The sequence below is a fragment of the Vibrio nereis NBRC 15637 genome, from assembly GCF_001591105.1.
In the GTDB taxonomy this organism is placed as follows: domain Bacteria; phylum Pseudomonadota; class Gammaproteobacteria; order Enterobacterales; family Vibrionaceae; genus Vibrio; species Vibrio nereis.
Window position 1 is genome coordinate 25,646 of the sequence record NZ_BCUD01000022.1, and the last position, 25,397, is coordinate 51,042.

At 46.1% G+C, this 25,397-nt stretch carries 39 protein-coding genes; 32 read left to right on the forward strand and 7 right to left on the reverse strand.

Annotated features, from left to right (window positions below; genetic code table 11):
* The first annotated feature begins 13 nt into the window (after positions 1–13).
* The 26 genes from rplD (at position 14) to rplQ (ending at position 12,703) form a co-directional block, all read left to right on the forward strand.
* On the forward strand, positions 14–616 hold the full coding sequence (gene rplD / locus VNE01S_RS16830; protein WP_053397127.1) for a 50S ribosomal protein L4: 603 nt from the start codon (positions 14–16) through the stop codon (positions 614–616).
* Positions 613–915, forward strand: coding sequence for a 50S ribosomal protein L23 (rplW, locus tag VNE01S_RS16835; RefSeq protein WP_053397128.1), 303 nt, complete (start codon positions 613–615; stop codon positions 913–915). Before rplD ends, rplW begins: the two co-directional genes overlap by 4 nt.
* Before the next feature lie 16 nt (positions 916–931).
* Positions 932–1,756: a 50S ribosomal protein L2 gene (gene rplB / locus VNE01S_RS16840; RefSeq protein ID WP_053397129.1), complete on the forward strand. Its 825-nt coding sequence runs from the start codon at positions 932–934 to the stop codon at positions 1,754–1,756.
* A 21-nt stretch (positions 1,757–1,777) separates the two neighbouring features.
* Entirely contained in the window at positions 1,778–2,056 is a 279-nt protein-coding gene (gene rpsS / locus VNE01S_RS16845) for a 30S ribosomal protein S19 (protein ID WP_004745876.1), read from the forward strand.
* Between the two features lie 10 nt (positions 2,057–2,066).
* Positions 2,067–2,399 (forward strand): 50S ribosomal protein L22, encoded by a 333-nt coding sequence (gene rplV, locus VNE01S_RS16850; protein WP_004745877.1) that lies wholly within the window; start codon positions 2,067–2,069, stop codon positions 2,397–2,399.
* Between the two features lie 19 nt (positions 2,400–2,418).
* The gene (gene rpsC / locus VNE01S_RS16855; protein ID WP_005383161.1) at positions 2,419–3,117 is read left to right on the forward strand and encodes a 30S ribosomal protein S3; all 699 of its coding nucleotides are present in this window, start codon (positions 2,419–2,421) and stop codon (positions 3,115–3,117) included.
* An 11-nt stretch (positions 3,118–3,128) separates the two neighbouring features.
* A complete protein-coding gene (rplP, locus tag VNE01S_RS16860) occupies positions 3,129–3,539 on the forward strand; it encodes a 50S ribosomal protein L16 (protein WP_005379577.1) in 411 nt (136 codons plus the stop codon).
* On the forward strand, positions 3,539–3,730 hold the full coding sequence (rpmC, locus tag VNE01S_RS16865; RefSeq protein ID WP_004410456.1) for a 50S ribosomal protein L29: 192 nt from the start codon (positions 3,539–3,541) through the stop codon (positions 3,728–3,730). Before rplP ends, rpmC begins: the two co-directional genes overlap by 1 nt.
* Positions 3,730–3,984, forward strand: coding sequence for a 30S ribosomal protein S17 (gene rpsQ, locus VNE01S_RS16870; protein WP_053397130.1), 255 nt, complete (start codon positions 3,730–3,732; stop codon positions 3,982–3,984). The genes rpmC and rpsQ overlap by 1 nt, the downstream gene beginning before the upstream one ends.
* Before the next feature lie 164 nt (positions 3,985–4,148).
* Positions 4,149–4,520 carry a 50S ribosomal protein L14 gene (rplN, locus tag VNE01S_RS16875; protein ID WP_004410450.1) on the forward strand — a complete coding sequence of 124 codons (372 nt, stop codon included), beginning with the start codon at positions 4,149–4,151 and terminating at the stop codon, positions 4,518–4,520.
* 12 nt (positions 4,521–4,532) lie between these two features.
* Entirely contained in the window at positions 4,533–4,850 is a 318-nt protein-coding gene (rplX, locus tag VNE01S_RS16880) for a 50S ribosomal protein L24 (RefSeq protein ID WP_014230668.1), read from the forward strand.
* A 23-nt stretch (positions 4,851–4,873) separates the two neighbouring features.
* A complete protein-coding gene (gene rplE, locus VNE01S_RS16885; RefSeq protein WP_053397131.1) occupies positions 4,874–5,413 on the forward strand; it encodes a 50S ribosomal protein L5 in 540 nt (179 codons plus the stop codon).
* Between the two features lie 17 nt (positions 5,414–5,430).
* Entirely contained in the window at positions 5,431–5,736 is a 306-nt protein-coding gene (gene rpsN / locus VNE01S_RS16890) for a 30S ribosomal protein S14 (RefSeq protein WP_053397132.1), read from the forward strand.
* Positions 5,737–5,765: 29 nt separating this feature from the next.
* A complete protein-coding gene (gene rpsH, locus VNE01S_RS16895; protein WP_038209098.1) occupies positions 5,766–6,158 on the forward strand; it encodes a 30S ribosomal protein S8 in 393 nt (130 codons plus the stop codon).
* A 13-nt stretch (positions 6,159–6,171) separates the two neighbouring features.
* A complete protein-coding gene (gene rplF / locus VNE01S_RS16900; protein ID WP_053397133.1) occupies positions 6,172–6,705 on the forward strand; it encodes a 50S ribosomal protein L6 in 534 nt (177 codons plus the stop codon).
* Between the two features lie 9 nt (positions 6,706–6,714).
* Positions 6,715–7,068: a 50S ribosomal protein L18 gene (rplR, locus tag VNE01S_RS16905; protein WP_053397134.1), complete on the forward strand. Its 354-nt coding sequence runs from the start codon at positions 6,715–6,717 to the stop codon at positions 7,066–7,068.
* Between the two features lie 14 nt (positions 7,069–7,082).
* Positions 7,083–7,586 carry a 30S ribosomal protein S5 gene (gene rpsE, locus VNE01S_RS16910; RefSeq protein WP_004745894.1) on the forward strand — a complete coding sequence of 168 codons (504 nt, stop codon included), beginning with the start codon at positions 7,083–7,085 and terminating at the stop codon, positions 7,584–7,586.
* Between the two features lie 7 nt (positions 7,587–7,593).
* Positions 7,594–7,770 (forward strand): 50S ribosomal protein L30, encoded by a 177-nt coding sequence (gene rpmD / locus VNE01S_RS16915; protein ID WP_004410429.1) that lies wholly within the window; start codon positions 7,594–7,596, stop codon positions 7,768–7,770.
* A gap of 5 nt (positions 7,771–7,775) precedes the next feature.
* Positions 7,776–8,210 carry a 50S ribosomal protein L15 gene (gene rplO, locus VNE01S_RS16920; RefSeq protein ID WP_053397135.1) on the forward strand — a complete coding sequence of 145 codons (435 nt, stop codon included), beginning with the start codon at positions 7,776–7,778 and terminating at the stop codon, positions 8,208–8,210.
* 20 nt (positions 8,211–8,230) lie between these two features.
* The gene (gene secY, locus VNE01S_RS16925) at positions 8,231–9,565 is read left to right on the forward strand and encodes a preprotein translocase subunit SecY (RefSeq protein WP_008072356.1); all 1,335 of its coding nucleotides are present in this window, start codon (positions 8,231–8,233) and stop codon (positions 9,563–9,565) included.
* Between the two features lie 38 nt (positions 9,566–9,603).
* Positions 9,604–9,717 (forward strand): 50S ribosomal protein L36, encoded by a 114-nt coding sequence (gene rpmJ / locus VNE01S_RS16930; protein ID WP_000868186.1) that lies wholly within the window; start codon positions 9,604–9,606, stop codon positions 9,715–9,717.
* A gap of 149 nt (positions 9,718–9,866) precedes the next feature.
* Positions 9,867–10,223, forward strand: a complete 357-nt coding sequence (gene rpsM / locus VNE01S_RS16935) for a 30S ribosomal protein S13 (protein WP_017051447.1) — start codon at positions 9,867–9,869, stop codon at positions 10,221–10,223.
* An 18-nt stretch (positions 10,224–10,241) separates the two neighbouring features.
* Entirely contained in the window at positions 10,242–10,631 is a 390-nt protein-coding gene (gene rpsK, locus VNE01S_RS16940; protein ID WP_001118870.1) for a 30S ribosomal protein S11, read from the forward strand.
* A 27-nt stretch (positions 10,632–10,658) separates the two neighbouring features.
* Positions 10,659–11,279: a 30S ribosomal protein S4 gene (gene rpsD, locus VNE01S_RS16945; RefSeq protein WP_006963204.1), complete on the forward strand. Its 621-nt coding sequence runs from the start codon at positions 10,659–10,661 to the stop codon at positions 11,277–11,279.
* 24 nt (positions 11,280–11,303) lie between these two features.
* Positions 11,304–12,296, forward strand: coding sequence for a DNA-directed RNA polymerase subunit alpha (locus VNE01S_RS16950; RefSeq protein WP_009602907.1), 993 nt, complete (start codon positions 11,304–11,306; stop codon positions 12,294–12,296).
* Between the two features lie 26 nt (positions 12,297–12,322).
* Positions 12,323–12,703, forward strand: a complete 381-nt coding sequence (gene rplQ, locus VNE01S_RS16955; protein WP_005383141.1) for a 50S ribosomal protein L17 — start codon at positions 12,323–12,325, stop codon at positions 12,701–12,703.
* Between the two features lie 179 nt (positions 12,704–12,882).
* On the opposite strand, the gene VNE01S_RS16960 is transcribed toward rplQ, so the two are convergent.
* Together VNE01S_RS16960 and bamJ are read right to left on the reverse strand one after the other, a co-directional pair.
* A complete protein-coding gene (locus tag VNE01S_RS16960) occupies positions 12,883–13,392 on the reverse strand; it encodes a DUF2780 domain-containing protein (protein ID WP_053397136.1) in 510 nt (169 codons plus the stop codon).
* Between the two features lie 93 nt (positions 13,393–13,485).
* The gene (gene bamJ / locus VNE01S_RS16965) at positions 13,486–14,106 is read right to left on the reverse strand and encodes a BamJ family beta-barrel-assembly machinery protein (RefSeq protein WP_053397137.1); all 621 of its coding nucleotides are present in this window, start codon (positions 14,104–14,106) and stop codon (positions 13,486–13,488) included.
* A 233-nt stretch (positions 14,107–14,339) separates the two neighbouring features.
* Here bamJ and VNE01S_RS16970 point away from each other — a divergent pair, with 233 nt between their 5' ends.
* On the forward strand, positions 14,340–14,912 hold the full coding sequence (locus tag VNE01S_RS16970; protein ID WP_053397138.1) for a LysM-like peptidoglycan-binding domain-containing protein: 573 nt from the start codon (positions 14,340–14,342) through the stop codon (positions 14,910–14,912).
* Here the strand turns inward: VNE01S_RS16970 and VNE01S_RS18960 are convergent.
* The 4 genes from VNE01S_RS18960 to cpdB all read right to left on the reverse strand — a co-directional run bounded on the left by VNE01S_RS18960 (position 14,858) and on the right by cpdB (position 18,940).
* Positions 14,858–15,769: a DMT family transporter gene (locus tag VNE01S_RS18960; protein ID WP_082331725.1), complete on the reverse strand. Its 912-nt coding sequence runs from the start codon at positions 15,767–15,769 to the stop codon at positions 14,858–14,860. The genes VNE01S_RS16970 and VNE01S_RS18960 overlap by 55 nt on opposite strands.
* 3 nt (positions 15,770–15,772) lie before the next feature.
* Positions 15,773–16,231 (reverse strand): GNAT family N-acetyltransferase, encoded by a 459-nt coding sequence (locus VNE01S_RS16980; protein WP_053397140.1) that lies wholly within the window; start codon positions 16,229–16,231, stop codon positions 15,773–15,775.
* Positions 16,232–16,302: 71 nt separating this feature from the next.
* Complete coding sequence (locus VNE01S_RS16985; RefSeq protein ID WP_053397141.1) at positions 16,303–16,866, reverse strand: Crp/Fnr family transcriptional regulator; 564 nt, start codon at positions 16,864–16,866, stop codon at positions 16,303–16,305.
* A gap of 112 nt (positions 16,867–16,978) precedes the next feature.
* The gene (gene cpdB / locus VNE01S_RS16990) at positions 16,979–18,940 is read right to left on the reverse strand and encodes a 2',3'-cyclic-nucleotide 2'-phosphodiesterase (protein WP_053397142.1); all 1,962 of its coding nucleotides are present in this window, start codon (positions 18,938–18,940) and stop codon (positions 16,979–16,981) included.
* Between the two features lie 260 nt (positions 18,941–19,200).
* Between cpdB and cobA the strand changes: the two genes are divergently transcribed.
* The 5 genes from cobA to cysC are packed head-to-tail and all read left to right on the forward strand — an operon-like array spanning position 19,201 to position 24,866.
* Complete coding sequence (gene cobA, locus VNE01S_RS16995) at positions 19,201–20,070, forward strand: uroporphyrinogen-III C-methyltransferase (protein WP_053397143.1); 870 nt, start codon at positions 19,201–19,203, stop codon at positions 20,068–20,070.
* Positions 20,071–20,097: 27 nt separating this feature from the next.
* Positions 20,098–21,033 (forward strand): sulfate adenylyltransferase subunit CysD, encoded by a 936-nt coding sequence (gene cysD / locus VNE01S_RS17000; RefSeq protein WP_281178112.1) that lies wholly within the window; start codon positions 20,098–20,100, stop codon positions 21,031–21,033.
* Between the two features lie 20 nt (positions 21,034–21,053).
* On the forward strand, positions 21,054–22,481 hold the full coding sequence (cysN, locus tag VNE01S_RS17005) for a sulfate adenylyltransferase subunit CysN (RefSeq protein WP_053397145.1): 1,428 nt from the start codon (positions 21,054–21,056) through the stop codon (positions 22,479–22,481).
* 27 nt (positions 22,482–22,508) lie between these two features.
* On the forward strand, positions 22,509–24,233 hold the full coding sequence (locus VNE01S_RS17010; RefSeq protein WP_053397146.1) for an SLC13 family permease: 1,725 nt from the start codon (positions 22,509–22,511) through the stop codon (positions 24,231–24,233).
* 12 nt (positions 24,234–24,245) lie between these two features.
* Positions 24,246–24,866, forward strand: coding sequence for an adenylyl-sulfate kinase (gene cysC / locus VNE01S_RS17015; protein WP_053397147.1), 621 nt, complete (start codon positions 24,246–24,248; stop codon positions 24,864–24,866).
* A 50-nt stretch (positions 24,867–24,916) separates the two neighbouring features.
* Here cysC and VNE01S_RS17020 read toward each other — a convergent pair whose 3' ends face one another.
* Positions 24,917–25,378, reverse strand: a complete 462-nt coding sequence (locus tag VNE01S_RS17020; RefSeq protein ID WP_053397148.1) for a chemotaxis protein CheX — start codon at positions 25,376–25,378, stop codon at positions 24,917–24,919.
* Positions 25,379–25,397: the final 19 nt, after the last annotated feature.

Genomic DNA, 25,397 nt, shown 5'->3' on the forward strand with positions numbered 1-25,397 from the left:
TCAGGAGTAAGTAATGGAACTAATGGTTAAAGGTGCCGACGCACTAACTGTTTCCGAAACTACTTTCGGACGTGAGTTTAACGAAGCTCTTGTACACCAAGTAGTTGTTGCGTTTGCAGCAGGTGCTCGTCAAGGTACTCGTGCTCAAAAAACACGTTCAGAAGTTTCTGGCGGTGGCGCTAAGCCATGGCGTCAAAAAGGTACTGGCCGTGCGCGTGCTGGTACAATCCGTAGCCCAATCTGGCGTACAGGTGGTGTTACTTTTGCTGCGAAACCACAAGATCACAGCCAAAAAGTAAACAAAAAAATGTACCGTGGTGCTATGAAGAGCATTCTTTCTGAGCTTGTTCGTCAAGAGCGTCTAATCGTTGTTGATAACTTCTCAGTAGAAGCACCAAAAACTAAAGAGCTAGTAGCTAAGCTTAAAGAGCTTGAGCTTAACGATGTACTAATCGTTACTGGCGAAGTAGACGAGAATCTATTCTTAGCTGCTCGTAACCTATACAAAGTTGACGCACGTGACGTTGCTGGTGTTGATCCAGTATCTCTAATCGCGTTTGACAAGGTTCTAATGACTGCAGAAGCAGTTAAGCAAGTTGAGGAGATGCTAGCATGATCACTGAAGAGCGTATCCTAAAAGTTCTACGTGCACCGCACATCTCTGAAAAAGCAACTATGGCTGCAGAGAAAGCGAACACTATCGTTTTCAAAGTATCTATCGATGCAACTAAGAAAGAGATCAAAGCAGCTGTAGAAAAGCTATTTGAAGTTGAAGTTAAGTCTGTAAATACTCTTATTAATAAGGGTAAGACCAAACGTCAAGGTCTACGCCAAGGTCGCCGCAGCGACGTTAAGAAAGCGTACGTTACTTTGAAAGAAGGTCAAGATCTTGACTTTGTTGGCGGCGCGGAATAACAGGAGTAGTTGAGAAATGGCTATTGTTAAATGTAAGCCGACTTCGGCTGGTCGTCGTCACGTTGTTAAAGTTGTTAACGCTGACCTACACAAGGGTAAGCCTTACGCACCTCTTCTAGAGAAAAACTCTAAGAATGGTGGTCGTAACAACAACGGTCGTATCACAGTACGTCACATCGGCGGTGGTCACAAACACCACTACCGTGTAATTGATTTTAAACGTACTAAAGATGGCATTCCAGCGAAAGTTGAGCGTCTAGAATACGATCCAAACCGTAGCGCAAACATCGCTCTAGTTCTGTACGCAGACGGTGAGCGTCGTTACATCCTAGCACCTAAAGGTGTTAAAGCTGGTGATGCAATCCAGTCTGGTGTTGATGCACCAATCAAAGCTGGTAACACTCTACCAATGCGTAACATCCCAGTAGGTTCAACTGTACATAACGTTGAACTTAAGCCTGGTAAAGGTGGTCAGCTAGCTCGTTCGGCTGGTGCATATGCTCAAATCGTTGCTCGCGACGGTGCATACGTAACTATCCGTCTACGTTCTGGTGAAATGCGTAAAGTATTGTCTGAAGGCCGTGCAACAATCGGTGAAGTAGGCAACTCTGAGCACATGCTACGTGAACTAGGTAAAGCTGGTGCTAGCCGCTGGCGCGGTGTTCGTCCAACCGTTCGCGGTGTGGTAATGAACCCGGTTGACCACCCACACGGCGGTGGTGAAGGTCGTACTTCTGGTGGTCGTCACCCAGTATCTCCTTGGGGTATGCCAACTAAAGGCTTTAAGACCCGTAAGAACAAACGCACTGACAAGTACATCGTACGTCGTCGTAACAAGTAATCTATATAAAGAGGAATCGCCATGCCACGTTCTCTCAAGAAAGGTCCTTTTATTGACCTACACTTGCTGAAGAAGGTAGAGAAAGCGGTGGAAAGCGGAGACAAAAAGCCTATTAAGACTTGGTCCCGTCGTTCAATGATCATCCCTACGATGATCGGTTTGACCATCGCTGTCCATAATGGTCGTCAGCACGTACCAGTATTCGTAACCGAAGAAATGATCGGTCACAAACTGGGTGAATTCGCACCAACACGTACTTACCGCGGCCATGTCGTGGATAAGAAAGCTAAGAAGCGTTAAGGAGTAGATGATGGAAGCACTAGCTAAACATAACTTTGCTCGCATTTCGCCTCAGAAAGCTCGCTTAGTTGCGGACCAAATTCGTGGAAAATCTGTAGACCAAGCTCTAGAAATCTTGACGTTCAGCAACAAAAAAGCTGCTGACCTAATCAAGAAAGTTCTTGAGTCAGCTATCGCTAACGCGGAGCACAATGAAGGCGCAGATATTGACGATCTAAATGTCGCAAAAATCTTCGTAGATGAAGGCCCGATCATGAAGCGTATTATGCCTCGTGCTAAAGGTCGTGCGGATCGTATCTTGAAGCGTTCAAGCCACATCACTGTTGTTGTAGCAGATCGCTAAGAGACTAGGAGAGTAAGCAATGGGTCAAAAAGTACATCCTAATGGTATTCGTCTAGGCATCGTTAAGCCTTGGAATGCTACATGGTTTGCTAACACCAAAGATTTCGCTGACAACCTAGACGGCGACTTCAAGGTACGTCAGTTCCTTACAAGTGAACTGAAAAAAGCATCACTTTCACGCATCGTTATCGAGCGTCCTGCTAAGAGCATCCGTGTGACTATTCACACTGCTCGTCCAGGCGTAGTAATCGGTAAGAAAGGTGAAGACGTAGAAAAACTACGCGCAGCTGTAGCTAAAATCGCAGGTGTACCAGCGCAAATTAACATCGCTGAAGTACGTAAACCTGAGCTAGACGCGCAGCTTGTAGGTGATAGCATCGCGTCTCAGCTAGAGCGTCGTGTTATGTTCCGTCGTGCTATGAAGCGCGCGGTACAGAACGCTATGCGTCTAGGTGCTAAAGGTATCAAAGTAGAAGTAAGCGGTCGTCTAGGCGGCGCTGAAATCGCACGTTCAGAGTGGTACCGTGAAGGCCGTGTGCCTCTACACACTCTACGTGCTGACATTGATTACGCAACTTCTTCGGCTCACACTCAATACGGTGTGATCGGCATTAAAACTTGGATCTTCAAAGGTGAAATCCTAGGTGGTATGCCAGCAGCTAACGCTGTAGAGCCTAAAGGCGACAAGCCTAAGAAGCAGCGTAAAGGCCGTAAGTAAGGAGTCGACAGATGCTACAACCTAAACGTACTAAGTTCCGTAAGGTTCAGACTGGTCGTAACCGTGGTCTAGCTAAAGGTACTGATGTAAGCTTCGGCGAATTCGGTCTTAAAGCTGTTGGCCGTGGTCGTCTAACTGCTCGTCAAATCGAAGCGGCACGTCGTGCAATGACACGTCACGTTAAGCGTCAAGGTAAAATCTGGATCCGTGTGTTCCCAGACAAACCTATCACAGAAAAACCACTTGAAGTTCGTCAAGGTAAGGGTAAAGGTAACGTTGAGTACTGGGTAGCCCAAATCCAACCTGGTAAGGTTATGTACGAAATGGGTGGTGTACCTGAAGAATTGGCTCGTGAAGCGTTCCGCCTAGCGGCTCGTAAACTGCCATTCAAAACTACATTTGTAACTAAGCAGGTGATGTGATGAAAGCACAAGATCTACGCGAGAAAAGCGTTGAAGAGCTTAACGCTGAGCTATTGAATTTGCTACGTGAACAGTTCAACTTGCGCATGCAAGCTGCAACTGGTCAGCTACAGCAAACTCATACTCTGAAAGCTGTACGCCGTGATATCGCACGTGTGAAAACTGTTTTGACTGAGAAGGCAGGCGCATAATGAGCGAAGTAAAACGTACTCAACAAGGTCGTGTAGTTAGCGACAAGATGGACAAGTCTATCACTGTTGCTATCGAACGTTTCGTAAAACACCCAATTTACGGTAAATACGTTAAACGTACGACTAAAGTACACGCACATGACGAGAACAACGAATGTGGCCTAGGCGACAAAGTTGAAATCGCAGAGTGTCGTCCACTGTCTAAGACTAAGTCTTGGACATTGGTAAAAGTTGTAGAAAAAGCGAAGATGTAATCTTCTTTCTTCTATAACGAAAGCGGCTCCAAAAACTTTTTTTGGGGCCGCTTATTTTTTGACTACCCAATTATAAAAAAGGGTGGTACAATTCGCGTCCCTTTTAAAGAGGCAGCCCGACCCGTGAGGGTCTAGTTTTTTTATATATTTAGCGGAGCACTAACATGATCCAAATGCAAAGTATGCTGGACGCAGCTGATAACTCAGGCGCTCGCAGCGTAATGTGTATTAAGGTTCTGGGTGGCTCTCACCGCCGTTATGCACATATCGGTGACGTCATCAAAGTTACTGTTAAGGAAGCAATTCCTCGCGGTAAAGTTAAGAAAGGTGACGTTCTGAAGGCGGTGGTAGTTCGCACCCGTAAAGGCGTACGTCGTCCAGACGGTTCTGTCATTCGCTTCGACCGTAATGCTTGCGTACTGTTAAATGACAATACTGAGCAACCAATCGGTACACGTATCTTTGGTCCTGTGACTCGCGAACTTCGTGGCGATAAGTTCATGAAGATCGTTTCACTGGCTCCAGAAGTTCTGTAAGGAGCACGTAAGATGGCAGCTAAAATCCGTCGTAATGACGAAGTAATCGTTCTTGCTGGTAAAGATAAAGGCAAGAAAGGTAAAGTAACTAAGGTTCTAGCAACTGGTAAAGTTATCGTTGAAGGCATCAACCTTGTTAAGAAGCACCAAAAGCCGGTTCCGGCTCTAGGTCAACAAGGTGGCATCGTTGAACAAGAAGCAGCTATTGACGCTTCTAACGTTGCAATCTTTAACGCAGCTACTGGTAAAGCTGACCGTATCGGTTTCCGTTTCGAAGATGGCAAGAAAGTTCGTTTCTTCAAGTCTAACGGCGAAACCGTTTCTAACTAATAGAAGTAATTTGGAGTTCTACTATGGCGAAACTGCATGATTACTACAAGTCGTCTGTAGTCGCTGAACTGACCAAACAGTTCGGTTACACAAGCGTCATGCAAGTCCCTAGAATCGAGAAAATCACCCTAAACATGGGTGTTGGTGAAGCAATCAACGATAAGAAACTGCTAGAAAACGCAGCTGCTGATATGGCAACGATCTCTGGTCAAAAGCCACTTATCACTAAAGCGCGTAAATCTGTTGCAGGTTTCAAAATCCGTGAAGGCTACCCTATCGGTTGTAAAGTAACCTTGCGTGGCGAACGTATGTGGGATTTTCTTGAGCGTTTAATTAATATCGCTCTTCCACGTGTACGTGACTTCCGTGGTGTTAGCGCTAAGTCTTTTGACGGTCGCGGTAACTACAGCATGGGCGTTCGCGAGCAAATCATCTTCCCGGAAATCGACTTTGATAAAGTTGATCGAGTACGCGGTCTAGACATCACTGTAACGACGTCTGCTGGTACTGATGAGGAAGGCCGTGCTCTGCTGGCTGCCTTTAACTTCCCATTCCGTAAGTAAGGTGAAGGGTTACTGTTATGGCTAAACAATCAATGAAAGCACGTGAAGCTAAACGTGCAAAGCTAGTAGCTAAGTTCGCTGAAAAGCGTGCAGCGCTAAAAGCTATCATCAGCGATGTAAACGCATCTGAAGAAGATCGTTGGAACGCGGTTCTTACACTGCAATCTTTTCCACGTGATTCAAGTGCATCACGTCAGCGCAACCGTTGCAACCAAACTGGTCGTCCACACGGTTACCTACGTAAGTTCGGTCTAAGCCGTATTAAGGTTCGTGAAGCTTGCATGAAAGGCGAGATTCCGGGTCTTCGTAAGGCTAGCTGGTAATTGCCACTTAATCATTTGGAGTAAATCATATGAGCATGCAAGATCCGATTTCGGATATGCTGACCCGCGTTCGTAACGGTCAGGCAGCAAACAAAGTTGCTGTAAAAATGCCTTCTTCAAAGCTTAAAGTTGCAATTGCTGCACTACTAAAAGCTGAAGGTTACATCACTGACTTCGCTGTAGAAGGCGAAGTAAAACCTGAGCTAGAAGTAACTCTTAAGTACTTCCAAGCTAAACCAGTTATCGAGCAACTTAAACGTGTTTCTCGTCCAGGTCTACGTGTTTACAAGAAGAAAGATGAACTTCCTTCTGTAATGGGTGGTCTTGGTGTTGCTATCGTTTCAACTTCCAAGGGTCTTATGTCAGACCGCGCTGCACGTAAAGCAGGTCTTGGTGGTGAAATCATCGCTTACGTAGCTTAATAAGGAGTAGACTATGTCTCGTGTTGCAAAAGCACCTGTCGCTATTCCAGCTGGCGTAGAGGTGAAACTAAACGGCCAAGAAATCACTGTAAAAGGTGCGAAAGGCGAACTATCACGCGTTCTTAACAACGCTGTAGTTGTTGCTCAGGAAGAAAACAATCTTACTTTCGGTCCACGCGAAGGTGTTGCTAACGCATGGGCACAAGCAGGTACTGCTCGCGCTCTAGTTAACAACATGGTTGTTGGTGTTACTGAAGGCTTTACTAAGAAGCTAACTCTTAAAGGTGTTGGTTACCGTGCTGCTATCAAAGGCAACGCTGTAGGCCTAACACTAGGCTTCTCTCACCCAGTTGAGCACGAGTTGCCAGCGGGTATTAAAGCTGAGTGTCCAAGCCAAACTGAAATCGTGATCACTGGTTGTGACAAGCAACTAGTTGGTCAGGTTGCGGCTGACATTCGTTCTTACCGTGAGCCTGAGCCTTACAAAGGTAAAGGTGTTCGTTACGCAGATGAAAATGTGCGTACTAAAGAAGCTAAGAAGAAGTAAGGTAACACTATGGATAAGAAAGCATCTCGCATCCGTCGTGCTACACGCGCACGTCGTAAGATTGCAGAACTGGGTGCAACTCGCCTAGTAGTACACCGTACTCCTCGTCACGTGTACGCTCAGGTTATTGCAGCTAACGGCTCTGAGGTTATCGCAGCAGCTTCTACTGTAGAAAAAGCGATCCGTGAGCAAGTGAAATACACTGGTAACATCGATGCAGCTAAAGCAGTGGGTAAAGCTGTTGCTGAGCGCGCTCTTGAGAAAGGCGTTGAGTCAGTTGCATTTGATCGTTCTGGTTTCCAATACCACGGTCGAGTAGCGGCGCTAGCAGAATCTGCTCGCGAAGCTGGTCTGAAATTCTAAGGTAGGGTTGGACGATGGCTAAAGAACAACAAGTTCAAGCGAATGATTTGCAAGAAAAGCTAATCGCCGTTAACCGCGTTTCTAAAACGGTTAAAGGTGGTCGAATCATGAGCTTTACTGCACTAACTGTAGTTGGTGACGGTAACGGTCGCGTAGGTTTCGGTTACGGCAAAGCTCGTGAAGTACCTGCAGCGATTCAAAAAGCAATGGAAAAAGCGCGTCGTAACATGACTACGATCGCTCTAAACGAAGGCACTCTTCACCACCCAGTGAAAGGTCGCCACTCGGGCTCTAAAGTTTACATGCAGCCTGCTGCAGAAGGTACTGGTGTTATCGCAGGTGGTGCGATGCGTGCAGTACTAGAAGTTGCTGGCGTACATAACGTACTATCTAAAGCTTACGGTTCAACGAACCCAATCAATATCGTTCGTGCAACGATTGATGCGCTAGGTAGCATGAAGTCGCCAGAAATGGTTGCTGCTAAACGTGGTCTAACTGTTGAATCTATTTCGGAGTAAGAACACCATGGCAACTATTAAAGTAACTCAAACTAAAAGCTCAATTGGTCGCCTACCAAAGCACAAAGCGTGTCTTAAAGGTCTGGGCCTTCGTAAAATCAACCACACAGTAGAACTTGAAGATACTCCGTGCGTGCGCGGCATGATCAACAAGGTTTACTACATGGTTAAAGTTGAGGAGTAATCAGAATGCGTTTGAATACTCTATCACCGGCTGCGGGTTCTAAGCCTTCTGCGAAGCGCGTAGGTCGTGGTATCGGTTCTGGCCTTGGTAAAACCGGTGGTCGTGGCCACAAAGGTCAAAAGTCACGCTCTGGCGGTTCAGTTCGTCCAGGTTTTGAAGGCGGTCAGATGCCTCTAAAACAACGTCTACCTAAGTTCGGTTTCACTTCTCGTAAGAGCCTAGTGTCTGCTGAAGTTCGTCTAGCTGAGCTAGCGAAAGTAACAGGTGACGTAGTAGATCTAAACAGCCTTAAAGCTGCTAACATCATCACTAAGAACATCGAATTTGTTAAAGTTGTTCTTTCTGGTGAGATCAACAAAGCAGTGACTGTAAAAGGTCTACGTGTGACTAAAGGCGCTAAAGCTGCAATCGAAGCTGCAGGCGGTAAAATCGAGGAATAATCTCGAGGAACGAGGTACAGATGGCTAAGAAACCAGGACAAGATTTTCGTAGTGCTCAGAGCGGCTTAAGTGAACTAAAGTCGCGCTTGTTATTCGTAATTGGTGCACTTTTAGTATTCCGAGCAGGCTCTTTTGTGCCGATTCCTGGTATTGACGCTGCTGTACTTGCCGATTTGTTCGAACAGCAAAAAGGTACCATCGTTGAAATGTTTAACATGTTCTCCGGTGGTGCTCTTGAGCGTGCATCTATATTAGCGTTGGGCATCATGCCGTATATTTCGGCATCTATTGTTGTCCAACTGCTAACTGTAGTTCATCCAGCGTTAGCTGAACTCAAAAAAGAGGGTGAAGCAGGCCGTCGTAAGATCAGCCAATACACACGCTACGGCACGCTTGTACTTGCGACATTCCAGGCTATTGGTATTGCAACAGGCTTACCAAACATGGTCGACAATCTGGTTGTTATCAACCAAACCATGTTTACGCTAATTGCTACCGTAAGTTTAGTAACCGGCACCATGTTCCTAATGTGGTTAGGTGAACAAATTACTGAGCGTGGAATTGGTAACGGTATCTCGTTACTTATCTTTGCAGGTATTGTTGCTGGATTGCCTTCAGCAATCGGTCAAACAATCGAGCAAGCGCGTCAAGGTGAATTGCATGTACTTCTTCTGCTGTTGATTGCGGTATTAGCGTTTGCAGTTATTTACTTTGTTGTTTTCATGGAGCGTGGTCAACGTCGTATCGTTGTAAACTACGCAAAACGTCAACAAGGTCGCAAAGTATTTGCTGCACAAAGCACTCATTTGCCACTTAAAATAAATATGGCAGGTGTAATCCCGGCAATCTTTGCATCAAGCATTATCCTGTTCCCAGGAACATTGGCTCAGTGGTTCGGTCAGAACGGTGAGAGCAGCGCGTTCGGTTGGTTAACTGACGTGTCTTTGGCTCTTAGCCCAGGTCAGCCGCTATATGTAATGCTTTATGCAGCAGCGATTATTTTCTTCTGTTTCTTTTACACGGCGTTGGTTTTCAACCCGCGTGAAACAGCAGATAACCTGAAGAAGTCAGGTGCATTCGTACCCGGTATCCGCCCAGGTGAGCAGACAGCTAAGTATATCGATAAAGTAATGACGCGTTTAACCCTAGCTGGTGCGCTTTACATTACCTTTATCTGTCTGATTCCGGAGTTCATGATGGTCGCGTGGAACGTACGTTTCTACTTTGGCGGTACATCACTACTTATTGTAGTGGTTGTTATCATGGACTTTATGGCACAGGTACAGACTCATATGATGTCTCAACAGTATGATTCTGTGTTGAAGAAAGCGAATCTGAAAGGCTACGGCCGTTAATCCGGCGGTAGACTCAGTTTCATTTACGGAGTTTAGCAATGAAAGTTCGTGCTTCCGTTAAAAAAATCTGCCGTAACTGTAAAGTAATCAAGCGTAACGGTGTCGTTCGCGTGATTTGCAGTGAGCCAAAGCACAAACAGCGCCAAGGCTAATTAGCAGAAATTTTTACTTGAAAATGAAGGATAGGTCGAGTATATTCCTCGGCCTACCTTTTGCGTGCAAAAGAAGTAGTATCCCGCAGCGTATCCATCACGGGCTTTGCTGCGGCTAATTCTTTTATAGAAACACTTAGGAGTGAATAATGGCCCGTATAGCAGGCATTAACATTCCTGATCAGAAACATGCTGTAATCGCACTTACTGCGATTTTCGGCATCGGTAAAACTCGCTCTCAAGCTATCCTAGCTGAAGTGGGTATTGCTGAAAATGTTAAGATCAGTGAACTAACTGAAGAGCAGATCGATCAACTGCGTGATGGTGTAGCTAAGTACACTGTAGAAGGTGATCTACGTCGTGAAGTATCTATGAACATCAAGCGTCTTATGGACCTTGGCTGTTACCGTGGTCTTCGTCATCGTCGCAGTCTACCACTACGTGGACAGCGTACTAAAACCAATGCTCGCACCCGTAAGGGTCCGCGTAAGCCGATCAAGAAATAATCGGGAAGGTAGAGTACAATGGCTAAACAACCAACTCGCGCTCGTAAGCGCGTACGCAAGCAAGTTGCAGATGGCGTTGCGCACATCCATGCTTCTTTCAATAACACAATCGTAACCATTACTGACCGTCAAGGTAACGCTCTTGCATGGGCTACTGCAGGTGGTTCTGGTTTCCGCGGTTCTCGTAAGTCTACTCCGTTCGCTGCACAGGTTGCTGCTGAACGTTGTGCTGAAATGGCTAAAGAATACGGCCTAAAGAACTTGGAAGTTATGGTTAAGGGTCCTGGTCCAGGTCGCGAATCTACTGTTCGTGCACTGAACGCTGCTGGTTTCCGCATCACAAACATCGTTGATGCTACACCAATCCCTCATAACGGTTGTCGTCCACCTAAGAAACGTCGCGTATAACGTTTCTAGGACAATTGGAGAAGAATCATGGCAAGATATTTGGGTCCTAAGCTGAAGCTTAGCCGTCGTGAAGGCACTGACTTATTCCTTAAGTCTGGTGTTCGCGCGATCGATACCAAGTGTAAAATTGATAACGCACCAGGTGTACACGGCGCTCGTCGCGGTCGTCTATCTGAGTATGGCGTTCAGCTTCGTGAGAAGCAAAAAGTTCGTCGTATGTACGGCGTTCTAGAAAAACAATTCCGTAACTACTACAAAGAAGCAGCTCGCCTTAAAGGCAACACTGGTGAAAACCTACTTCAGCTTCTTGAAGGTCGTCTTGATAACGTAGTTTACCGTATGGGCTTTGGTGCAACTCGCGCAGAAGCACGTCAGCTAGTTAGTCACAAAGCTATCCTAGTTAACGGTAAAGTTGTAAACGTTCCTTCTTTCAAAGTTGCGGCTAACGACGTTGTTTCTATCCGCGAGAAAGCTAAACAGCAATCTCGTATTAAAGCGGCTCTAGAAGTTGCTGAACAACGCGAGAAACCAACTTGGATTGAAGTAGATGGTGGCAAGATGGAAGGTACGTTCAAGCGTCTGCCTGAGCGTTCAGATCTGTCTGCTGACATCAACGAACAACTGATCGTCGAGCTTTACTCTAAGTAAGGTTTAAAATAAAGAGAGGACACAATGCAGGGTTCTGTAACAGAATTTCTTAAGCCACGTCTTGTTGACATCGAACAAGTTAGCACGACTCACGCAAAAGTAACTCTTGAGCCATTAGAGCGTGGCTTTGGTCACACTCTAGGTAATGCACTTCGCCGCATTCTTCTATCTTCTATGCCAGGTTGCGCAGTTACAGAAGTAGAGATTGAAGGCGTTCTACACGAATACAGCACTAAAGAAGGTGTTCAGGAAGATATTCTTGAAGTTCTTCTAAACCTAAAAGGTTTGGCTGTGCGCGTTGCCGAAGGCAAAGATGAAGTGTTTATTACGCTGAATAAATCAGGCTCGGGCCCTGTGGTTGCAGGTGACATCACCCATGATGGTGATGTAGAGATCGCTAACCCAGAACACGTTATTTGTCACCTAACGGATGACAACGCTGAGATCGCTATGCGTATCAAAGTTGAACGTGGTCGTGGTTACGTTCCAGCTTCTGCTCGCATCCATACTGAAGAAGATGAGCGTCCTATTGGTCGCCTACTGGTTGACGCTACATACAGTCCAGTAGACAAGATTGCTTACTCTGTTGAAGCAGCTCGTGTAGAGCAGCGTACAGACTTAGACAAGCTTGTTATCGACATGGAGACGAACGGAACTCTAGACCCTGAGGAAGCAATTCGTCGCGCAGCAACTATTCTTGCTGAGCAACTTGATGCGTTCGTAGATCTTCGTGATGTACGTGTACCTGAGGAGAAGGAAGAGAAGCCAGAATTCGATCCGATCCTACTGCGTCCTGTAGACGATCTTGAACTAACAGTTCGCTCTGCTAACTGTTTGAAAGCAGAAGCGATTCACTACATCGGTGATCTTGTACAGCGTACTGAGGTTGAGCTACTTAAAACGCCTAACCTTGGTAAAAAATCTCTTACAGAGATTAAAGACGTACTTGCATCACGTGGTCTTTCTCTGGGCATGCGCCTAGAAAACTGGCCACCAGCGTCTATCGCTGAAGATTAATCGATACTAGTTAGAAGGATTAGGTCATGCGCCATCGTAAGAGTGGTCGTCAACTCAACCGCAACAGCTCACATCGCAAAGCGATGTTCAGCAACATGGCTAGCTCTCTAGTACGTCATGAAGTTATCAAGACTACACTGCCAAAAGCAAAAGAGCTACGTCGCGTAGTTGAGCCTTTGATTACACTAGCTAAGACTGACAGCGTTGCTAACCGTCGTCTAGCATTTGCACGTACTCGTGACAACGAAGTAGTTGCAAAACTATTTAACGAACTAGGTCCACGTTTTGCTGCTCGTCAGGGCGGTTACACTCGTATCCTAAAAGCTGGCTTCCGTGCTGGTGATAAAGCTCCAATGGCTTACATTGAGCTTGTAGATCGCCCAGCTGCTGAAGAAGCTGCTGAGTAATCAGGTTCGTATGAACGGAAAAGCCGAGCATTAGCTCGGCTTTTTTGTATCTAAAAATTGTCACCCTTGAGCTGCTCACTCTATTATTCCTCAGAGTTTTTCCATTCCTTAGATATAAAAATCGCCAACGATGGACACTGAACCATTCATTAGCGATTTAACTAATTCTCGTTTGACTCTTACTGCCAGATAGAGCCTAGGCTGCTCAGAAGGCCAGTACTTGCACCTTGGCTCTGAAGCGCTTGTAGGATGATCGGTGCAAACGTAGAAACCAATGATGGGTCCATACCTAGTGCAGAGAAACTGCTTTTAACCATTTCACTGTTGGCAATCATTGAGGTTAGCCCCGTTTGCTGAAGCATGTCATAGCCTGGTATCAAACCAGCTAGTTCATTATTTTGCGTTTGACCCAATGAATTTTGTGCTAGAGCCAATAGTGAGCCTACACCGCCGATAGCTTGCTCTGAAGTCACATTTGTATTCTGTTGAACTGCCTGAGCAAGAACAGAAGTACTCTCGTTTTGTTGGCCCCATGATTGTGCGGCTGCCAATAATGCAGCGTTAGCGATAGAGCTATAAGCATTGCCGCCTGTATTTGTTGCAGTGTTAGTTGTTGAGCTGTCAGAAGTGCTTTGGCAACCCATCAGAGCGGCACTTGCTATCACTGCCAGTACGAGTTTCTTATTCATGTTTTCTCCAATATCTCGTTATTATTGTCGTTTATAGTGAAAAAAACGGCGGCACAATGGCCGCCGTTTTATGAAGCCAGTTTTACTAAGAGATTATAGGATATCTAGTAGTTCAACTTCGAATACTAATGCTGCAAATGGAGGGATTGCAGCACCTGCACCGCGCTCACCGTATGCAAGATCTTGTGGTACGTATAGTTTCCACTTAGAACCTACAGGCATTAATTGTAGTGCTTCAACCCAACCTTTGATAACACCAGTTACTGGGAATTCAGCTGGTTGACCGCGAGACACAGAGCTGTCAAATACAGTACCGTCAGTTAGTTGACCGTGGTAATGAACACGTACTTGGCTTTGTTCTGTTGGGATTTCGCCAGTACCTTCAGTAATTACTTCATACTGTAGACCAGACTCTAGAACTGTTACTTCTGGGCGAAGTGCGTTATCAGTTAGGAACGCTTCACCATCGGCAGCGGCAGCTTTAGCAGCTTCTTGACGTGCTGCTTCAGCGCGTTGATGTAGTTCTTGAAGCGCTTGGTTGATGTCATCGATTTCGATCGCTGGCATTTCACCAACTAGTGCTGTTGCGATACCAGCAGCAATTGCATCAACGTTTAGACCTTCAAGACCAGAACCTGCTAGTTGCTGACCCATTTGTAGACCGATACCGTAGCTTGCTTTTTGCTCTACAGTCTCAAATTTTACTTCAGACATAATGTCTCTCTTTGTATGGTGTGTTAAGAGCGTAAGGATACCAGTATTAGCAGCACGATGAAATGTTCACCTCTAGATACGCTTTAACACTAAACAATGTGAGATTTGGATCTACTTTCGTAAAATCGTCGCAGAATTTTGACCTACTGATAACTCAGAGATGCGAAATTTCCTATACTCATGTGCGCTTGGTTTTTATACTTGAACTGAAGCCCTCTTGGAGATGAATTGCGATGAATCGCAGAAAGAAAAAGAAGCCGCAATCCGTAGACTACGTTAGTGTGTTGAAAGAGAAATATTCTTCGATTGACTGGTCGGGTATGAAAGAGAAGGTAGTGTCTCAGTGGAACGTATTACCCAAGTTGCATCAGCGCGCGCTGATGGTTGTTGTGCCAGTGGTTTTACTCTTGTTAGTGATTCCTTTTCCTCAACAGCAATCCGAAGCCAAGGATCCTAAGCCTCAGAGGGTGGCAATAGACATCAATGCGACAGGCTTAAGTGGGCAGCAAAGTACAGATGACAACAGTTCCCCTCCTAAGAGCCAGAACCATTGGCAAGAATACAGAGTTAAGAGCGGTGATACTTTAGCTCAGGTCTTCCGTACCAGTGGTTTGCCTATGTCTGACTTAAATGCCTTAGTTAAGGTAGAAGGGTCGGATAAACCATTAAGTTATATTAAGAAGGGCCAGTTAGTGCGCTACAAGCTTGATGAAGATGGCAAGCTCGACATTTTACAGCTAGAGAAAAGCGATCAGTCTGTCATGTTCTTCCGCCTTTCTGACGGTGGGTTTGGACGCAGCAAATAGTCCTTTGAATGTCCCTTTTTCCTAGAGAATAAGGCGTTCCAAGGGAGTAAAGGCGCGACAATCATGACAATTCCCACAGCTGTCAGCCAGTCTGGCAGCTCATCAAACCACATTACACCGAACAGAGTCACAAACAGTAGTCCAGAGTTTTCAGCTGCGGCAATGTTGCCAGCGGGAGCCTTTTGATAAGCCGCTACCGCAAGTCCGTTATAGAACAAAATTAGCGTCGCACTCCCTAGAGTCAAGAATAGGACTTCCACTGAGATTGGTGTCCAATTAATGATGGCGACGACAGTCGTTAAAGGCAAAGATAAAAGGCTTGTCCAAAAAAGTGTGCTAACAATGGTTTGCTCCGTGGGGATTTTCCGAGCGGTGATATTGAAAAGCGCGATGGTCATTGCCGTGATAAGAGCAAAAATAGCCGCCCAGTGGAATTCAGAAGGCCTTAAGACAACCAACACCCCTATGAAACCAATGAGTGTTGCAAATACTTTACCCAATGGGGGCGTTTCTTTGAGTAGCACGACTGATAAAGGAAGCATGAGTAAAGGTGCGGCATAAAAGATGGCATTAGCGGTTGCCAATGATAAGTGAGTGATCGCTATGACCATGCATCCGCTGCCCAGAATGAGAATATGAGCACGGAAAAAGTTCAGGGCTGGTTTATGCAACCTCCGTTTGACGGGCTTTTGCCTCCACCACAGTGGGAAGACAACCAAAGCAGACAGCAATTGGCGGATAAATACGTATTGATATACAGGCACGCTGTCATCGATAATTTTGACCGCCACATCAGATAAGGATGCCGCTAAGTTCCCTAATACTAACAGTAAGATGGCGAAGTATTGCGCTGACACGACTTACACTGACTTAGATAACTTCATATCGATATGGGGAATATCGTCTTCGAGGTACATTTGTGAGGTTGCCACAAAACCGTGTTGCTCATAAAAGCCAGCGAGATGTTCCTGAGCACCAATTTCAATATCCGTTCGTGGCCACAACTGTTCACAGCCAGCCAAAGCTTGTTGTAGTAATTGATGCCCTAAGCCACCGCCACGATGTGCTTTTTTTGTCGCCACCCGACCGATGCTGACAGACGGATAGCTGACACCACAAGGTAGCAGACGGGCGCAGGCGATCAGTTCGTCCTCTTTATAACCTAACAGGTGGTGAACACCCTCGAGGCAATCTTTATTGTCCAACTCCGGGTAAGGGCAGGTTTGCTCAACGACGAAGACGTCCACTCTAAGCTTAAGCACTTGGTATAGTTGATGAGTGGTCAGGTCGTTAAAAGGTACAAGTTGCCAGTGGATCATGTTTTTCTCGGAATATTGGATAAATGCCACTGCAACTTACCAGTCTAATAATATGAAGGCATTAACAATTGTTAACTTTGTGCCCGTTTCTTGATTCGACTGAGACTGATGGATGTAATGCCAAGATACGCCGCGATCTGGTAATCGTTTAAACGTTTCACGAGATCTGGGTAATGCTGGCAAAATAGCTCGTAGCGTTCTTCTGGACTATACAGCAGCATAAAGCGTTCTTTATTCTCTTTATACATCAGTTGTGTTTCTAAGAGCTTTAAGTAAATACTGTGTTTCTGTTCTCTCCAACCTCTTAAGGTTTCGACAGGCAAGGAAACCAGGGTACATGGTGTGAGTGATTCCAGTAAATAAGGGGAAGCCTGCTGTTTGATCAGGCTTTCAAAGCCAATGATCCAATCGTTCTCCCAATAAAACTCTTTACTGAACTCTTTGCCTTTATCGGTCAGGTATGCCGAATGGCACATTCCCTCAAGCAAGAAGAAGAGCTCTTCAGCCACTTGTCCTTGGTGCAGCAGAATGTGGCGGGTAGGAAGTTCGATCAATTGTGCAGAATCGAGCAGTTGTTCGATCTCATTTGGGTTGAACCCGTTGTCCGTAAGTTGCTGTTGAAAGTGTTTAAACATAGTCCGCAATGGTTTGAGGGAGAACAATACCCTGATTTTACCTTAGTTTTGTTGAGAGAGCGGACAAAAAAGCCGCGATGGTTATCGCGGCTTGAAGGGAGAGTAATGTCGATTACTTTTGCAGGTCAATTTGGTAGACCGCGAAACCGACATCGTCAGTTGCGACATGTTTCATCGGATATTGACCTTTATCCTTAATGAACTTGGCTGCTTTTTCGCTTGGGGAAGTTTCAAAGCGAATATCCAACGTTTTGTCTGATTGAATTGGCGCAAATGACCAGTTGTTATCAGCACTTGGTGCAAACTCGCCATTCTCTTGGCTCACACGAGTAATGTATGCAGCAACTACAGAGCGGTTTTCATCCGGAGAGTCAAACGCAACAAAATCAGAACCTGTGCCTGGGAACTTATTGCTATACGCGCGGTAGTTATTGGTCGCGATAATGAAGTCTTGGCTCATTTCGATCGGCTTACCTTGGTAGGTTAAACCAACGATGCGCTGGGCGTTTGGCTGAACCACTTTACAGTTTCCATCGTATTTCGCTGGTTGAGTCACATCGATTTGGTATGTCAGGCCGTCAATCACATCAAAGTTGTAAGTACGGAAGCCGTCCCAATCAATCAGGCTCTGTGGCGCGGTGCTGTTCACGTCAATTTGATTGAATTGACCCGCGCTACACTCTAACCATTCTTTGACTTCTTTACCCGTTACCTTCATAGCAACCAAGGTGTTCGGGTAAAGATAAAGGTCGGCGGCGTTACGGAAAGTCAGCTGACCGGATTCGACTTCGGTAAAGTTGGCAGGATCGTTTTTACGGCCACCCGCTTTAAATGGTGCGGCTGCTGACAAGACCGGGATATCAGCTAAGTCAGGGTCGCCTTGGATAAAACGCTCCACATAATCTTTTTGCGCCAGGTTGACGATCTGCACGGTAGGATCATCTTGGACCAGCGCTAAAAAGCTGTACATGACGTCATTTGCTTTACCAATTGGCTGATTGACAAAGTCACGGGTGCCTTTGTGGTCAGCTTCAAGGGCTTTAACGATCGTTGCGTCTGCTTCCACTAACGCTTTCTTCTCAATTTTATCGTAGATAGGGCGTGCTTCGGTTTGGCCTGTTACCACTTGCCATTTCCCATCTTGCTCTTTTAGCTCAAGGTCAATGACACCAACATGGCTTCCCCAACGTCCTGGCATGACAGCCGCTACGCCGTTGATGGTCCCTTTCTGGTTATCAACGCCTGGGATGCTCTCAAAACCTTTACCTGGGAATACAGCATGGGAGTGACCAAACGCAATCGCATCGATGCCTTCTACTTCAGATAGATAATAGGTAGAGTTTTCCGCGCCTACTTTATGTGGGTCAGACGAGACACCTGAGTGAGGGATAGCAACAATTACATCTGCACCCTCGGCTTTCATTTCTGGGATAAGCGCTTCAGCAGACTCTTTGATATCTTTAGCAAACACTTTACCTTCTAGGTTTTTCTTATCCCACACCATGATTTGTGGCGGAACAAAGCCGATGTAGCCGACTTTGATTTCATGTGCTTCACCATCGATATCTTTAAACGTATGGGATTTGATAATGTAGGGTTTGAAATAGTGTTTGCCAGTTTTTTTGTCAAATACGTTGGCGTTAACGTACGGGAAATCGGCGTCGTTGATGGTTTCTGCTAGAAACTCCAAACCATAGTTGAACTCATGGTTACCGATATTACCTACGTCGTAGTTCAGCGTATTCATCGCCTTATAGACAGGGTGAATTTCCCCCACTTTGATGCCTTTATCCGCCATATAGTCTCCCATAGGGCTGCCTTGGATAAGGTCACCGTTATCCACTAGAACGCTATTTTCGACTTCTGCACGGGCCTGTTTAACCAAAGTAGCAGCTCGAGTTAGGCCAATTTTCTGACTTGGTTTGTCTTTGTAATAGTCATAGTCCATCACGTTGGTGTGAATGTCCGTTGTTTCGACAATACGCAGTTTGATCGTATCGGCCATTGCTGGACCAGCCATGGTCAGCATTCCACCTAAGACAGCAATAGAAAGAGGTTTCACTGCTACTTTCATTTTTTAGCTCCAATAGCGTTAGTTAGGATTTCGACTAATGTAACAAAATGATATGAAACAATGATTTCAGTCGATATTAAAGTGTGATCTATAGTGAACGCTTTACAGTGTTCTGCTGCCAACGTCTCAAAAAGCTATGGCAAATGGCTGGTCTCTTTTCGTCCCTTATCAATATTTAATATAAAAAATGAAATTTTAGAATTTCAGGTAATATGACTTGAGCGCCATAATGCCATCATCAACGACGAGAGGATGACACAATGGCGAGCAAGGATACGGTTTCTCAGTTTCCACTGAGCAATCTGCACACACAGCGTGGCAAGCAAACCAATTTAAATACCGTTGGCCAGAGCTTGTTAGAGCAAGGCGAAGTGGCTTTGGTCGGCGCTGGCCCTGGTGATGTGGAATTACTGACGCTGAAAGCATTGCGCTTTTTACAGCAAGCTGATGTTGTTCTGTATGACTACCTTGTTTCTGACGACATTATGTCTTTAGTGCCAAGCGACACCATTTTAGTGTGTGTTGGCAAGAAGGCGGGTCATCATAGTGTCCCTCAAGAAAAAACCAATCAGTTACTCGTCGAATTTGCCAAACAAGGTCACCGCGTTGTTCGCATTAAAGGCGGCGATCCTTTCATCTTTGGTCGTGGTGGGGAAGAACTCGAAGTGTTGGCCGATGCGGGTATTTCCTTCCACGTTGTCCCCGGGATTACTGCGGCGGCCGGTGCCACGGCGTATGCCGGTATTCCGCTCACCCATCGTGATTTTGCTCAGTCAGCAATGTTTATTACCGGACACTTGAAAGCTGAAAGCGACCAAATGGATTGGTCGACGCTGGCTCGCGGTAACCAAACCTTAGTTATCTACATGGGTTTGATGAAGTCTGAGTACATTCAAGCCCAGTTAATTGAACACGGACGTAACCCAAACACACCGATCGCCATTATCGAGCGCGGGACACAAGCAAGCCAAAAGGTGTTTAAAGGTCAGCTAGAGAACCTTGCTGAACTTGCCCAAGACGCGCAGTCACCGTCACTGATTGTGGTCGGTGAGGTGGTGTCATTGTCAGAGAAACTGGCGTGGTTCTCACCCTCACAACAGGCAGATGAGCAGCAACGCCAATTCGCCTAACACCAAATTTTGACTAGTCAGAAGCTCATTAAGAGTCGTAAAGGAAGCCCTAACATGGACCAAGAACGATTAACCCATTTGAAGCAACTGGAAGCGGAGAGTATTCATATCATCCGTGAAGTTGCTGCCGAATTTGATAACCCAGTGATGATGTACTCCATCGGTAAGGACTCATCCGTCATGCTGCATCTTGCGCGTAAAGCATTTTACCCAGGCAAGATCCCTTTTCCGCTGCTTCACGTAGACACGGACTGGAAATTCAAAGAGATGATCGAGTTCCGTGATCGTACGGCAGAGAAATACGGCTTTGAGCTTTTAGTTCATAAGAACCCAGAAGGTCTGGCAATGGGGATTAGCCCGTTCGAGCATGGTTCGTCAAAACATACGGACATTATGAAAACCCAAGGTCTGAAGCAAGCGCTGAACAAATACGGTTTTGATGCTGCTTTTGGTGGCGCGCGCCGTGATGAAGAAAAATCGCGTGCAAAAGAGCGTGTTTATTCGTTCCGTGACAAGAATCATACCTGGGATCCCAAGAGTCAGCGTCCAGAGCTTTGGCGTACTTACAACGGTCAAATTAATAAAGGTGAAAGCATCCGTGTATTCCCTCTATCAAACTGGACAGAGTTAGATATCTGGCAATACATCTACCTAGAAAATATCGAGATCGTACCGCTTTATCTCTCTGACAAGCGTCCGGTAGTAGAGCGTGACGGCATGTTGATCATGGTTGACGACGAGCGCATGAAGCTACAGCCAGGCGAGAAAATTGAAGAGAAAAGCGTTCGTTTCCGTACGCTGGGTTGCTACCCACTGACCGGTGCGATCGAATCAGAAGCCAACACGCTGACAGGCATCATTGAAGAAATGCTGGTTGCAACATCGAGTGAACGACAGGGGCGAGCGATCGACCATGATCAGTCCGGATCGATGGAGCTGAAAAAGCGTCAGGGTTACTTCTAAACAGGATCTAAGGAAAGAAAATGAATAGCGCAGTAGAAGCTCAATTAGAAGAGCTAGGTATCGAAGGTTACCTCAAACAGCACCAATACAAGTCACTACTTAGATTCCTAACGTGTGGCTCGGTGGATGATGGCAAAAGTACCTTGATCGGTCGCTTGCTCCATGACTCGAAGCAAATTTATGAAGATCAATTGGCAGCGGTTCATTCAGACAGCCAACGTGTGGGTACGACGGGTGAGAAGCCTGATTTAGCCTTGTTGGTTGACGGCCTACAAGCCGAGCGTGAACAAGGGATCACGATTGATGTCGCGTACCGTTACTTCTCTACCCAGAAGCGCAAGTTCATCATTGCGGACACGCCGGGGCACGAGCAGTACACGCGCAATATGGCGACAGGTGCTTCGACGTGTGATCTGGCGGTGATCTTGATCGACGCGCGTAAAGGCGTATTGGATCAAACGCGTCGTCATTCATTCATCTCCAACTTACTTGGCTTGAAACACTTTATCGTTGCAGTCAACAAGATGGATCTTGTTGATTACTCACAGCAGCGTTTTGAAGAGATTCGTGAAGAGTATTTAGAGTTCTCTAAGCACTTGCAAGGCGAGACCGACATTCAAATCATTCCACTGTCGGCACTGGAAGGCGATAACGTAGTAGACGCGAGTGCCAACATGCCTTGGTTTGAAGGGCCATCATTGCTTGAGCTACTGGAAAATGTCGATGTAGACCGCGAGAAGAAAGTTGGTGAATTCCGTTTCCCGGTGCAATACGTGAATCGTCCGAACCTCGATTTCCGTGGTTTCGCTGGTACGGTAGCGGGCGGCGAAGTGAAAGTTGGTGACCGCATTAAGGCATTGCCATCGGGTAAAACTTCAACTGTGGCACGTATTGTTACATTCGATGGCGATTTAGAGCGAGCACAGGCAGGTCTTGCCGTGACTTTGACTTTGGAAGACGAAATCGACATCAGCCGCGGTGACTTGATTGTGTTGGAAGATTCAAAAGTTGAATCCAGCAACCATCTGCTCGCTGACATGGTTTGGATGACAGAGCAACCATTGCAACCGGGTCGTGAGTACGACATTAAGATCGCGGGTAAAAAGACCGTTGGTCGTGTGGAAGCGATTCGTCACCAGTACGACATTAACAACTTGTCGACGCACGAAGCGGTTGAATTACCTCTGAATGGCATTGGCCTATGTGAGTTAACGCTGAATGAATCGGTCGCACTCGACCACTATTTAGAGTGTCAGGACACAGGTGGTTTTATTGTTATTGATCGTCTGTCTAACGTGACGGTTGGTGCAGGCCTAGTACGTGAAAGCCTGACCCAAGTTGAGCAGCAAACGGGTAATATCTCGGCGTTTGAACTTGAGTTGAATGCGCTTGTACGCAAGCACTTCCCACACTGGGAAGCGAAAGACATCAGTCAGTTACTTAAATAAGTACTCACTTACTGACAAGGAAGAGTTATGTGGCAACAAGGTTTTGTGTTGGCGTTGTTACTGGGAACAGTAACCTGCCTGCTAACAACACGCATTAAACCGAGCTTCATTTTTGCTGGAGCAGCATTTATTGCTTTCATGGCGGGAATGATAGACATCGGTGAAGTTGCCACTAACTTTACCAACTCTTCATTACTGACACTGGTGCTGTTGATCGTTGCGTCTGCAGCACTAGAAAAGACCTTGTTAATCAGTTGGGTGAGCCGCTCGCTCTCAACCGGTTGTTTAGGCACGGTGGTAGCCAAATTGGGGCTTTCCACCGCCTTTTTATCCTCATTTACGAATAATACTGCTGTTGTGGTTTCTCTGATCAGTGCGATTAAGCGTAACCAGCAACACGCTCCTTCCAAGCTGTTGATCCCGTTATCTTATACAGCGATTTTGGGCGGCACTTTAACTTTGATCGGTACGTCAACCAACTTGATCATCAACAGCTTTGTGGAAGATGCTGGGCTGCCAAGCCTTGGGTTCTTTACGCCCACGATGATCGGTCTGTCGGTGCTGGTTGTGGGGCTAATGATCTTAATTCCGCTAAGCTATTTGCTGCCAAGCTACGAAGATCAAAACCAAGATGAACTCTCGTATTTCCTAGAAGCGAAAGTCGAACCGGGATCACCGCTGGTGGGGCGCAGTATCAACGAAAATAACTTACGTGCATTGCGTAAACTGTTTTTGGCCGAGGTGGTACGCGATGCCCGAACGATCGCGCCCGTAGAGCCTAATTTTGTGCTAGAAGCTAAAGATCGATTGTTATTCTGTGGGGACGTCGAAAGTGTCGCGACGCTACAAGATATTCAGGGGTTAACGTTATTTGGCCAGCATCACTTAAACGGTCAGCGTTTTATTGAAGTGGTGGTGAGCTCATCAGCCAGCTTTTGTAATAAAACACTCAAATCGAGTCATTTTCGTGACCGTTTTGACGCTGTGGTTGTGGCGATCAGACGTGGCCATGAGCGCTTGCAAGGGGGCTTAGGCAATATCACGTTGAGTGCTGGTGATACGCTGGTATTGGTTCCGGGCAAGCGTTTTGAACAAGAACGTCGAACGCACCGCAAAGAATTTGTGGTGGTCAATGATTTGGACTCAAGCGCCCGTTTGGATTCCAGAAAGTCTACCTTGGTTTTAGGTGGGTTTGCTTCTGTCATCGCGTTGGCATTATTGGGGTGGGTACCGCTGATTAAAGGGTTATCTGTCTTTCTACTTGCCGCGTTGTTCTGTGGCGTTGTGCAGTTGAGTGAGCTCCGCCGACGCTTTCCCGTCGATATTGTCGTGATTGTAGGCTCAGCTTTGTCGATTGCTCAATTGATGCTGTCTTCAGGCCTTTCAGAGGCTTTAGGTCAAATGTTTATGGAGAGCTTTAATGGTTGGGGAGTATTTGGGGCGCTAGTGGCGACATATCTACTGACGTTAGTACTGACCGAGTTAGTGACGAATAACGCGGCGGCGGCACTGGCTTTTCCTTTAGGCTACAGTATGGCGCTCAGTTATGGCGTTGATCCCATGCCGTTTATTATGGCGGTATTGTTTGGCGCGAGTGCCAGCTTTATCTCGCCTTACGGTTACCAAACGAACTTATTAGTGTATAGCGTGGGCAACTACAAGTTTGCGGATTACATCCGAGTGGGGATCCCAATCTCTATTGTCTATTCGGTATTAGTCCTTACGCTTATCCCTCACTTTTTTCCATTTTAAAAGGATTCAATCATGACAACGGAAACGCCAACGAAAGACGAAAATATTGTTTGGCACCAGCATGCAATTAACAAAGAATTCAGAGCCAAGATCAAACAGCAAAAGCCTGTTGTATTGTGGTTTACCGGATTATCTGGTGCGGGTAAGTCGACAATTGCAGGGGCATTAGAAAACAGACTCGCAGAGCAGGGGTATCATACTTATTTGCTCGACGGTGACAATGTGCGCCATGGTCTATGCAGTGACCTTGGTTTCTCAGAGCAGGATCGTAGAGAAAATATTCGTCGCATTGGCGAATTGGCCAAGTTAATGGCTGATGCTGGCCTTATTGTTCTTTCCGCTTTCATTTCACCTCATCGAGCTGAACGTCAGTTGGTAAGAGAAATGTTGCCTGAAGGCGAGTTCCTGGAAGTTTATGTGAATACGTCTCTCGAAGTGTGTGAGCAAAGAGATCCTAAAGGGTTGTATAAAAAAGCGCGAGCAGGGGAGATACGCAATTTCACAGGGATTGATTCAGAATACGAATCACCGCTTAAACCAGAAATTGATTTGCTCGCTGGCGATAAGTCTATCGATGAGCTGGTGGATGATTGCTTAGAAGTATTAAAGCAGAGAAATATTATTGCTCTATAAAAGACAAAAGCTTCCATAACGGAAGCTTTTTGACATCATTGAGTGCATTTTTACTCGAAACAGATTTCGATAAATGCGTTACCCCACTGAGAGGTGAAAGGCATTATGATAATAGAGCCTTCACACTTGTGCCGGATCGTGTGACCTTTACCGGATACCACAACTGGCGTGGCCATATCGAAATCGAATCCACTTTCAGCAAGAATTCGCTTCGCACCACCCGTTACCATGTTGGTGATTTCACCTACCATGTCTGTGACTTCATCATTCAGACCGTTTGGTCGTTCACCAAGCATGTTGTTCATGATCTCAAGGGCGAGGTTTTCGTCAAACGTAATAGACATAGAACCGCGAGTTTGCGGACCAACCATCCCTATCAAACCTGACACATCACCACGTGCAATTTCGTCTTTCTTCACACGAGGTTTCTGTGGCTTCAATTCTAATGAAGCCATCGTTTTCAGAACGTTCATTAAAGAAGCTAAAAACGGGTTTACAAATTCAGCGCGCATAATTTTCTTCTATATCTTT

Coding starts and splice junctions, on each gene's coding strand:
- rplD (WP_053397127.1), top strand. CDS start 14: ATGGAACTAATGGTTAAAGGTGCCGACGCACTAACTGTTTCCGAAACT.
- rplW (WP_053397128.1), top strand. CDS start 613: ATGATCACTGAAGAGCGTATCCTAAAAGTTCTACGTGCACCGCACATC.
- rplB (WP_053397129.1), top strand. CDS start 932: ATGGCTATTGTTAAATGTAAGCCGACTTCGGCTGGTCGTCGTCACGTT.
- rpsS (WP_004745876.1), top strand. CDS start 1,778: ATGCCACGTTCTCTCAAGAAAGGTCCTTTTATTGACCTACACTTGCTG.
- rplV (WP_004745877.1), top strand. CDS start 2,067: ATGGAAGCACTAGCTAAACATAACTTTGCTCGCATTTCGCCTCAGAAA.
- rpsC (WP_005383161.1), top strand. CDS start 2,419: ATGGGTCAAAAAGTACATCCTAATGGTATTCGTCTAGGCATCGTTAAG.
- rplP (WP_005379577.1), top strand. CDS start 3,129: ATGCTACAACCTAAACGTACTAAGTTCCGTAAGGTTCAGACTGGTCGT.
- rpmC (WP_004410456.1), top strand. CDS start 3,539: ATGAAAGCACAAGATCTACGCGAGAAAAGCGTTGAAGAGCTTAACGCT.
- rpsQ (WP_053397130.1), top strand. CDS start 3,730: ATGAGCGAAGTAAAACGTACTCAACAAGGTCGTGTAGTTAGCGACAAG.
- rplN (WP_004410450.1), top strand. CDS start 4,149: ATGATCCAAATGCAAAGTATGCTGGACGCAGCTGATAACTCAGGCGCT.
- rplX (WP_014230668.1), top strand. CDS start 4,533: ATGGCAGCTAAAATCCGTCGTAATGACGAAGTAATCGTTCTTGCTGGT.
- rplE (WP_053397131.1), top strand. CDS start 4,874: ATGGCGAAACTGCATGATTACTACAAGTCGTCTGTAGTCGCTGAACTG.
- rpsN (WP_053397132.1), top strand. CDS start 5,431: ATGGCTAAACAATCAATGAAAGCACGTGAAGCTAAACGTGCAAAGCTA.
- rpsH (WP_038209098.1), top strand. CDS start 5,766: ATGAGCATGCAAGATCCGATTTCGGATATGCTGACCCGCGTTCGTAAC.
- rplF (WP_053397133.1), top strand. CDS start 6,172: ATGTCTCGTGTTGCAAAAGCACCTGTCGCTATTCCAGCTGGCGTAGAG.
- rplR (WP_053397134.1), top strand. CDS start 6,715: ATGGATAAGAAAGCATCTCGCATCCGTCGTGCTACACGCGCACGTCGT.
- rpsE (WP_004745894.1), top strand. CDS start 7,083: ATGGCTAAAGAACAACAAGTTCAAGCGAATGATTTGCAAGAAAAGCTA.
- rpmD (WP_004410429.1), top strand. CDS start 7,594: ATGGCAACTATTAAAGTAACTCAAACTAAAAGCTCAATTGGTCGCCTA.
- rplO (WP_053397135.1), top strand. CDS start 7,776: ATGCGTTTGAATACTCTATCACCGGCTGCGGGTTCTAAGCCTTCTGCG.
- secY (WP_008072356.1), top strand. CDS start 8,231: ATGGCTAAGAAACCAGGACAAGATTTTCGTAGTGCTCAGAGCGGCTTA.
- rpmJ (WP_000868186.1), top strand. CDS start 9,604: ATGAAAGTTCGTGCTTCCGTTAAAAAAATCTGCCGTAACTGTAAAGTA.
- rpsM (WP_017051447.1), top strand. CDS start 9,867: ATGGCCCGTATAGCAGGCATTAACATTCCTGATCAGAAACATGCTGTA.
- rpsK (WP_001118870.1), top strand. CDS start 10,242: ATGGCTAAACAACCAACTCGCGCTCGTAAGCGCGTACGCAAGCAAGTT.
- rpsD (WP_006963204.1), top strand. CDS start 10,659: ATGGCAAGATATTTGGGTCCTAAGCTGAAGCTTAGCCGTCGTGAAGGC.
- VNE01S_RS16950 (WP_009602907.1), top strand. CDS start 11,304: ATGCAGGGTTCTGTAACAGAATTTCTTAAGCCACGTCTTGTTGACATC.
- rplQ (WP_005383141.1), top strand. CDS start 12,323: ATGCGCCATCGTAAGAGTGGTCGTCAACTCAACCGCAACAGCTCACAT.
- VNE01S_RS16960 (WP_053397136.1), bottom strand. CDS start 13,392: ATGAATAAGAAACTCGTACTGGCAGTGATAGCAAGTGCCGCTCTGATG.
- bamJ (WP_053397137.1), bottom strand. CDS start 14,106: ATGTCTGAAGTAAAATTTGAGACTGTAGAGCAAAAAGCAAGCTACGGT.
- VNE01S_RS16970 (WP_053397138.1), top strand. CDS start 14,340: ATGAATCGCAGAAAGAAAAAGAAGCCGCAATCCGTAGACTACGTTAGT.
- VNE01S_RS16980 (WP_053397140.1), bottom strand. CDS start 16,231: ATGATCCACTGGCAACTTGTACCTTTTAACGACCTGACCACTCATCAA.
- VNE01S_RS16985 (WP_053397141.1), bottom strand. CDS start 16,866: ATGTTTAAACACTTTCAACAGCAACTTACGGACAACGGGTTCAACCCA.
- cpdB (WP_053397142.1), bottom strand. CDS start 18,940: ATGAAAGTAGCAGTGAAACCTCTTTCTATTGCTGTCTTAGGTGGAATG.
- cobA (WP_053397143.1), top strand. CDS start 19,201: ATGGCGAGCAAGGATACGGTTTCTCAGTTTCCACTGAGCAATCTGCAC.
- cysN (WP_053397145.1), top strand. CDS start 21,054: ATGAATAGCGCAGTAGAAGCTCAATTAGAAGAGCTAGGTATCGAAGGT.
- VNE01S_RS17010 (WP_053397146.1), top strand. CDS start 22,509: ATGTGGCAACAAGGTTTTGTGTTGGCGTTGTTACTGGGAACAGTAACC.
- cysC (WP_053397147.1), top strand. CDS start 24,246: ATGACAACGGAAACGCCAACGAAAGACGAAAATATTGTTTGGCACCAG.
- VNE01S_RS17020 (WP_053397148.1), bottom strand. CDS start 25,378: ATGCGCGCTGAATTTGTAAACCCGTTTTTAGCTTCTTTAATGAACGTT.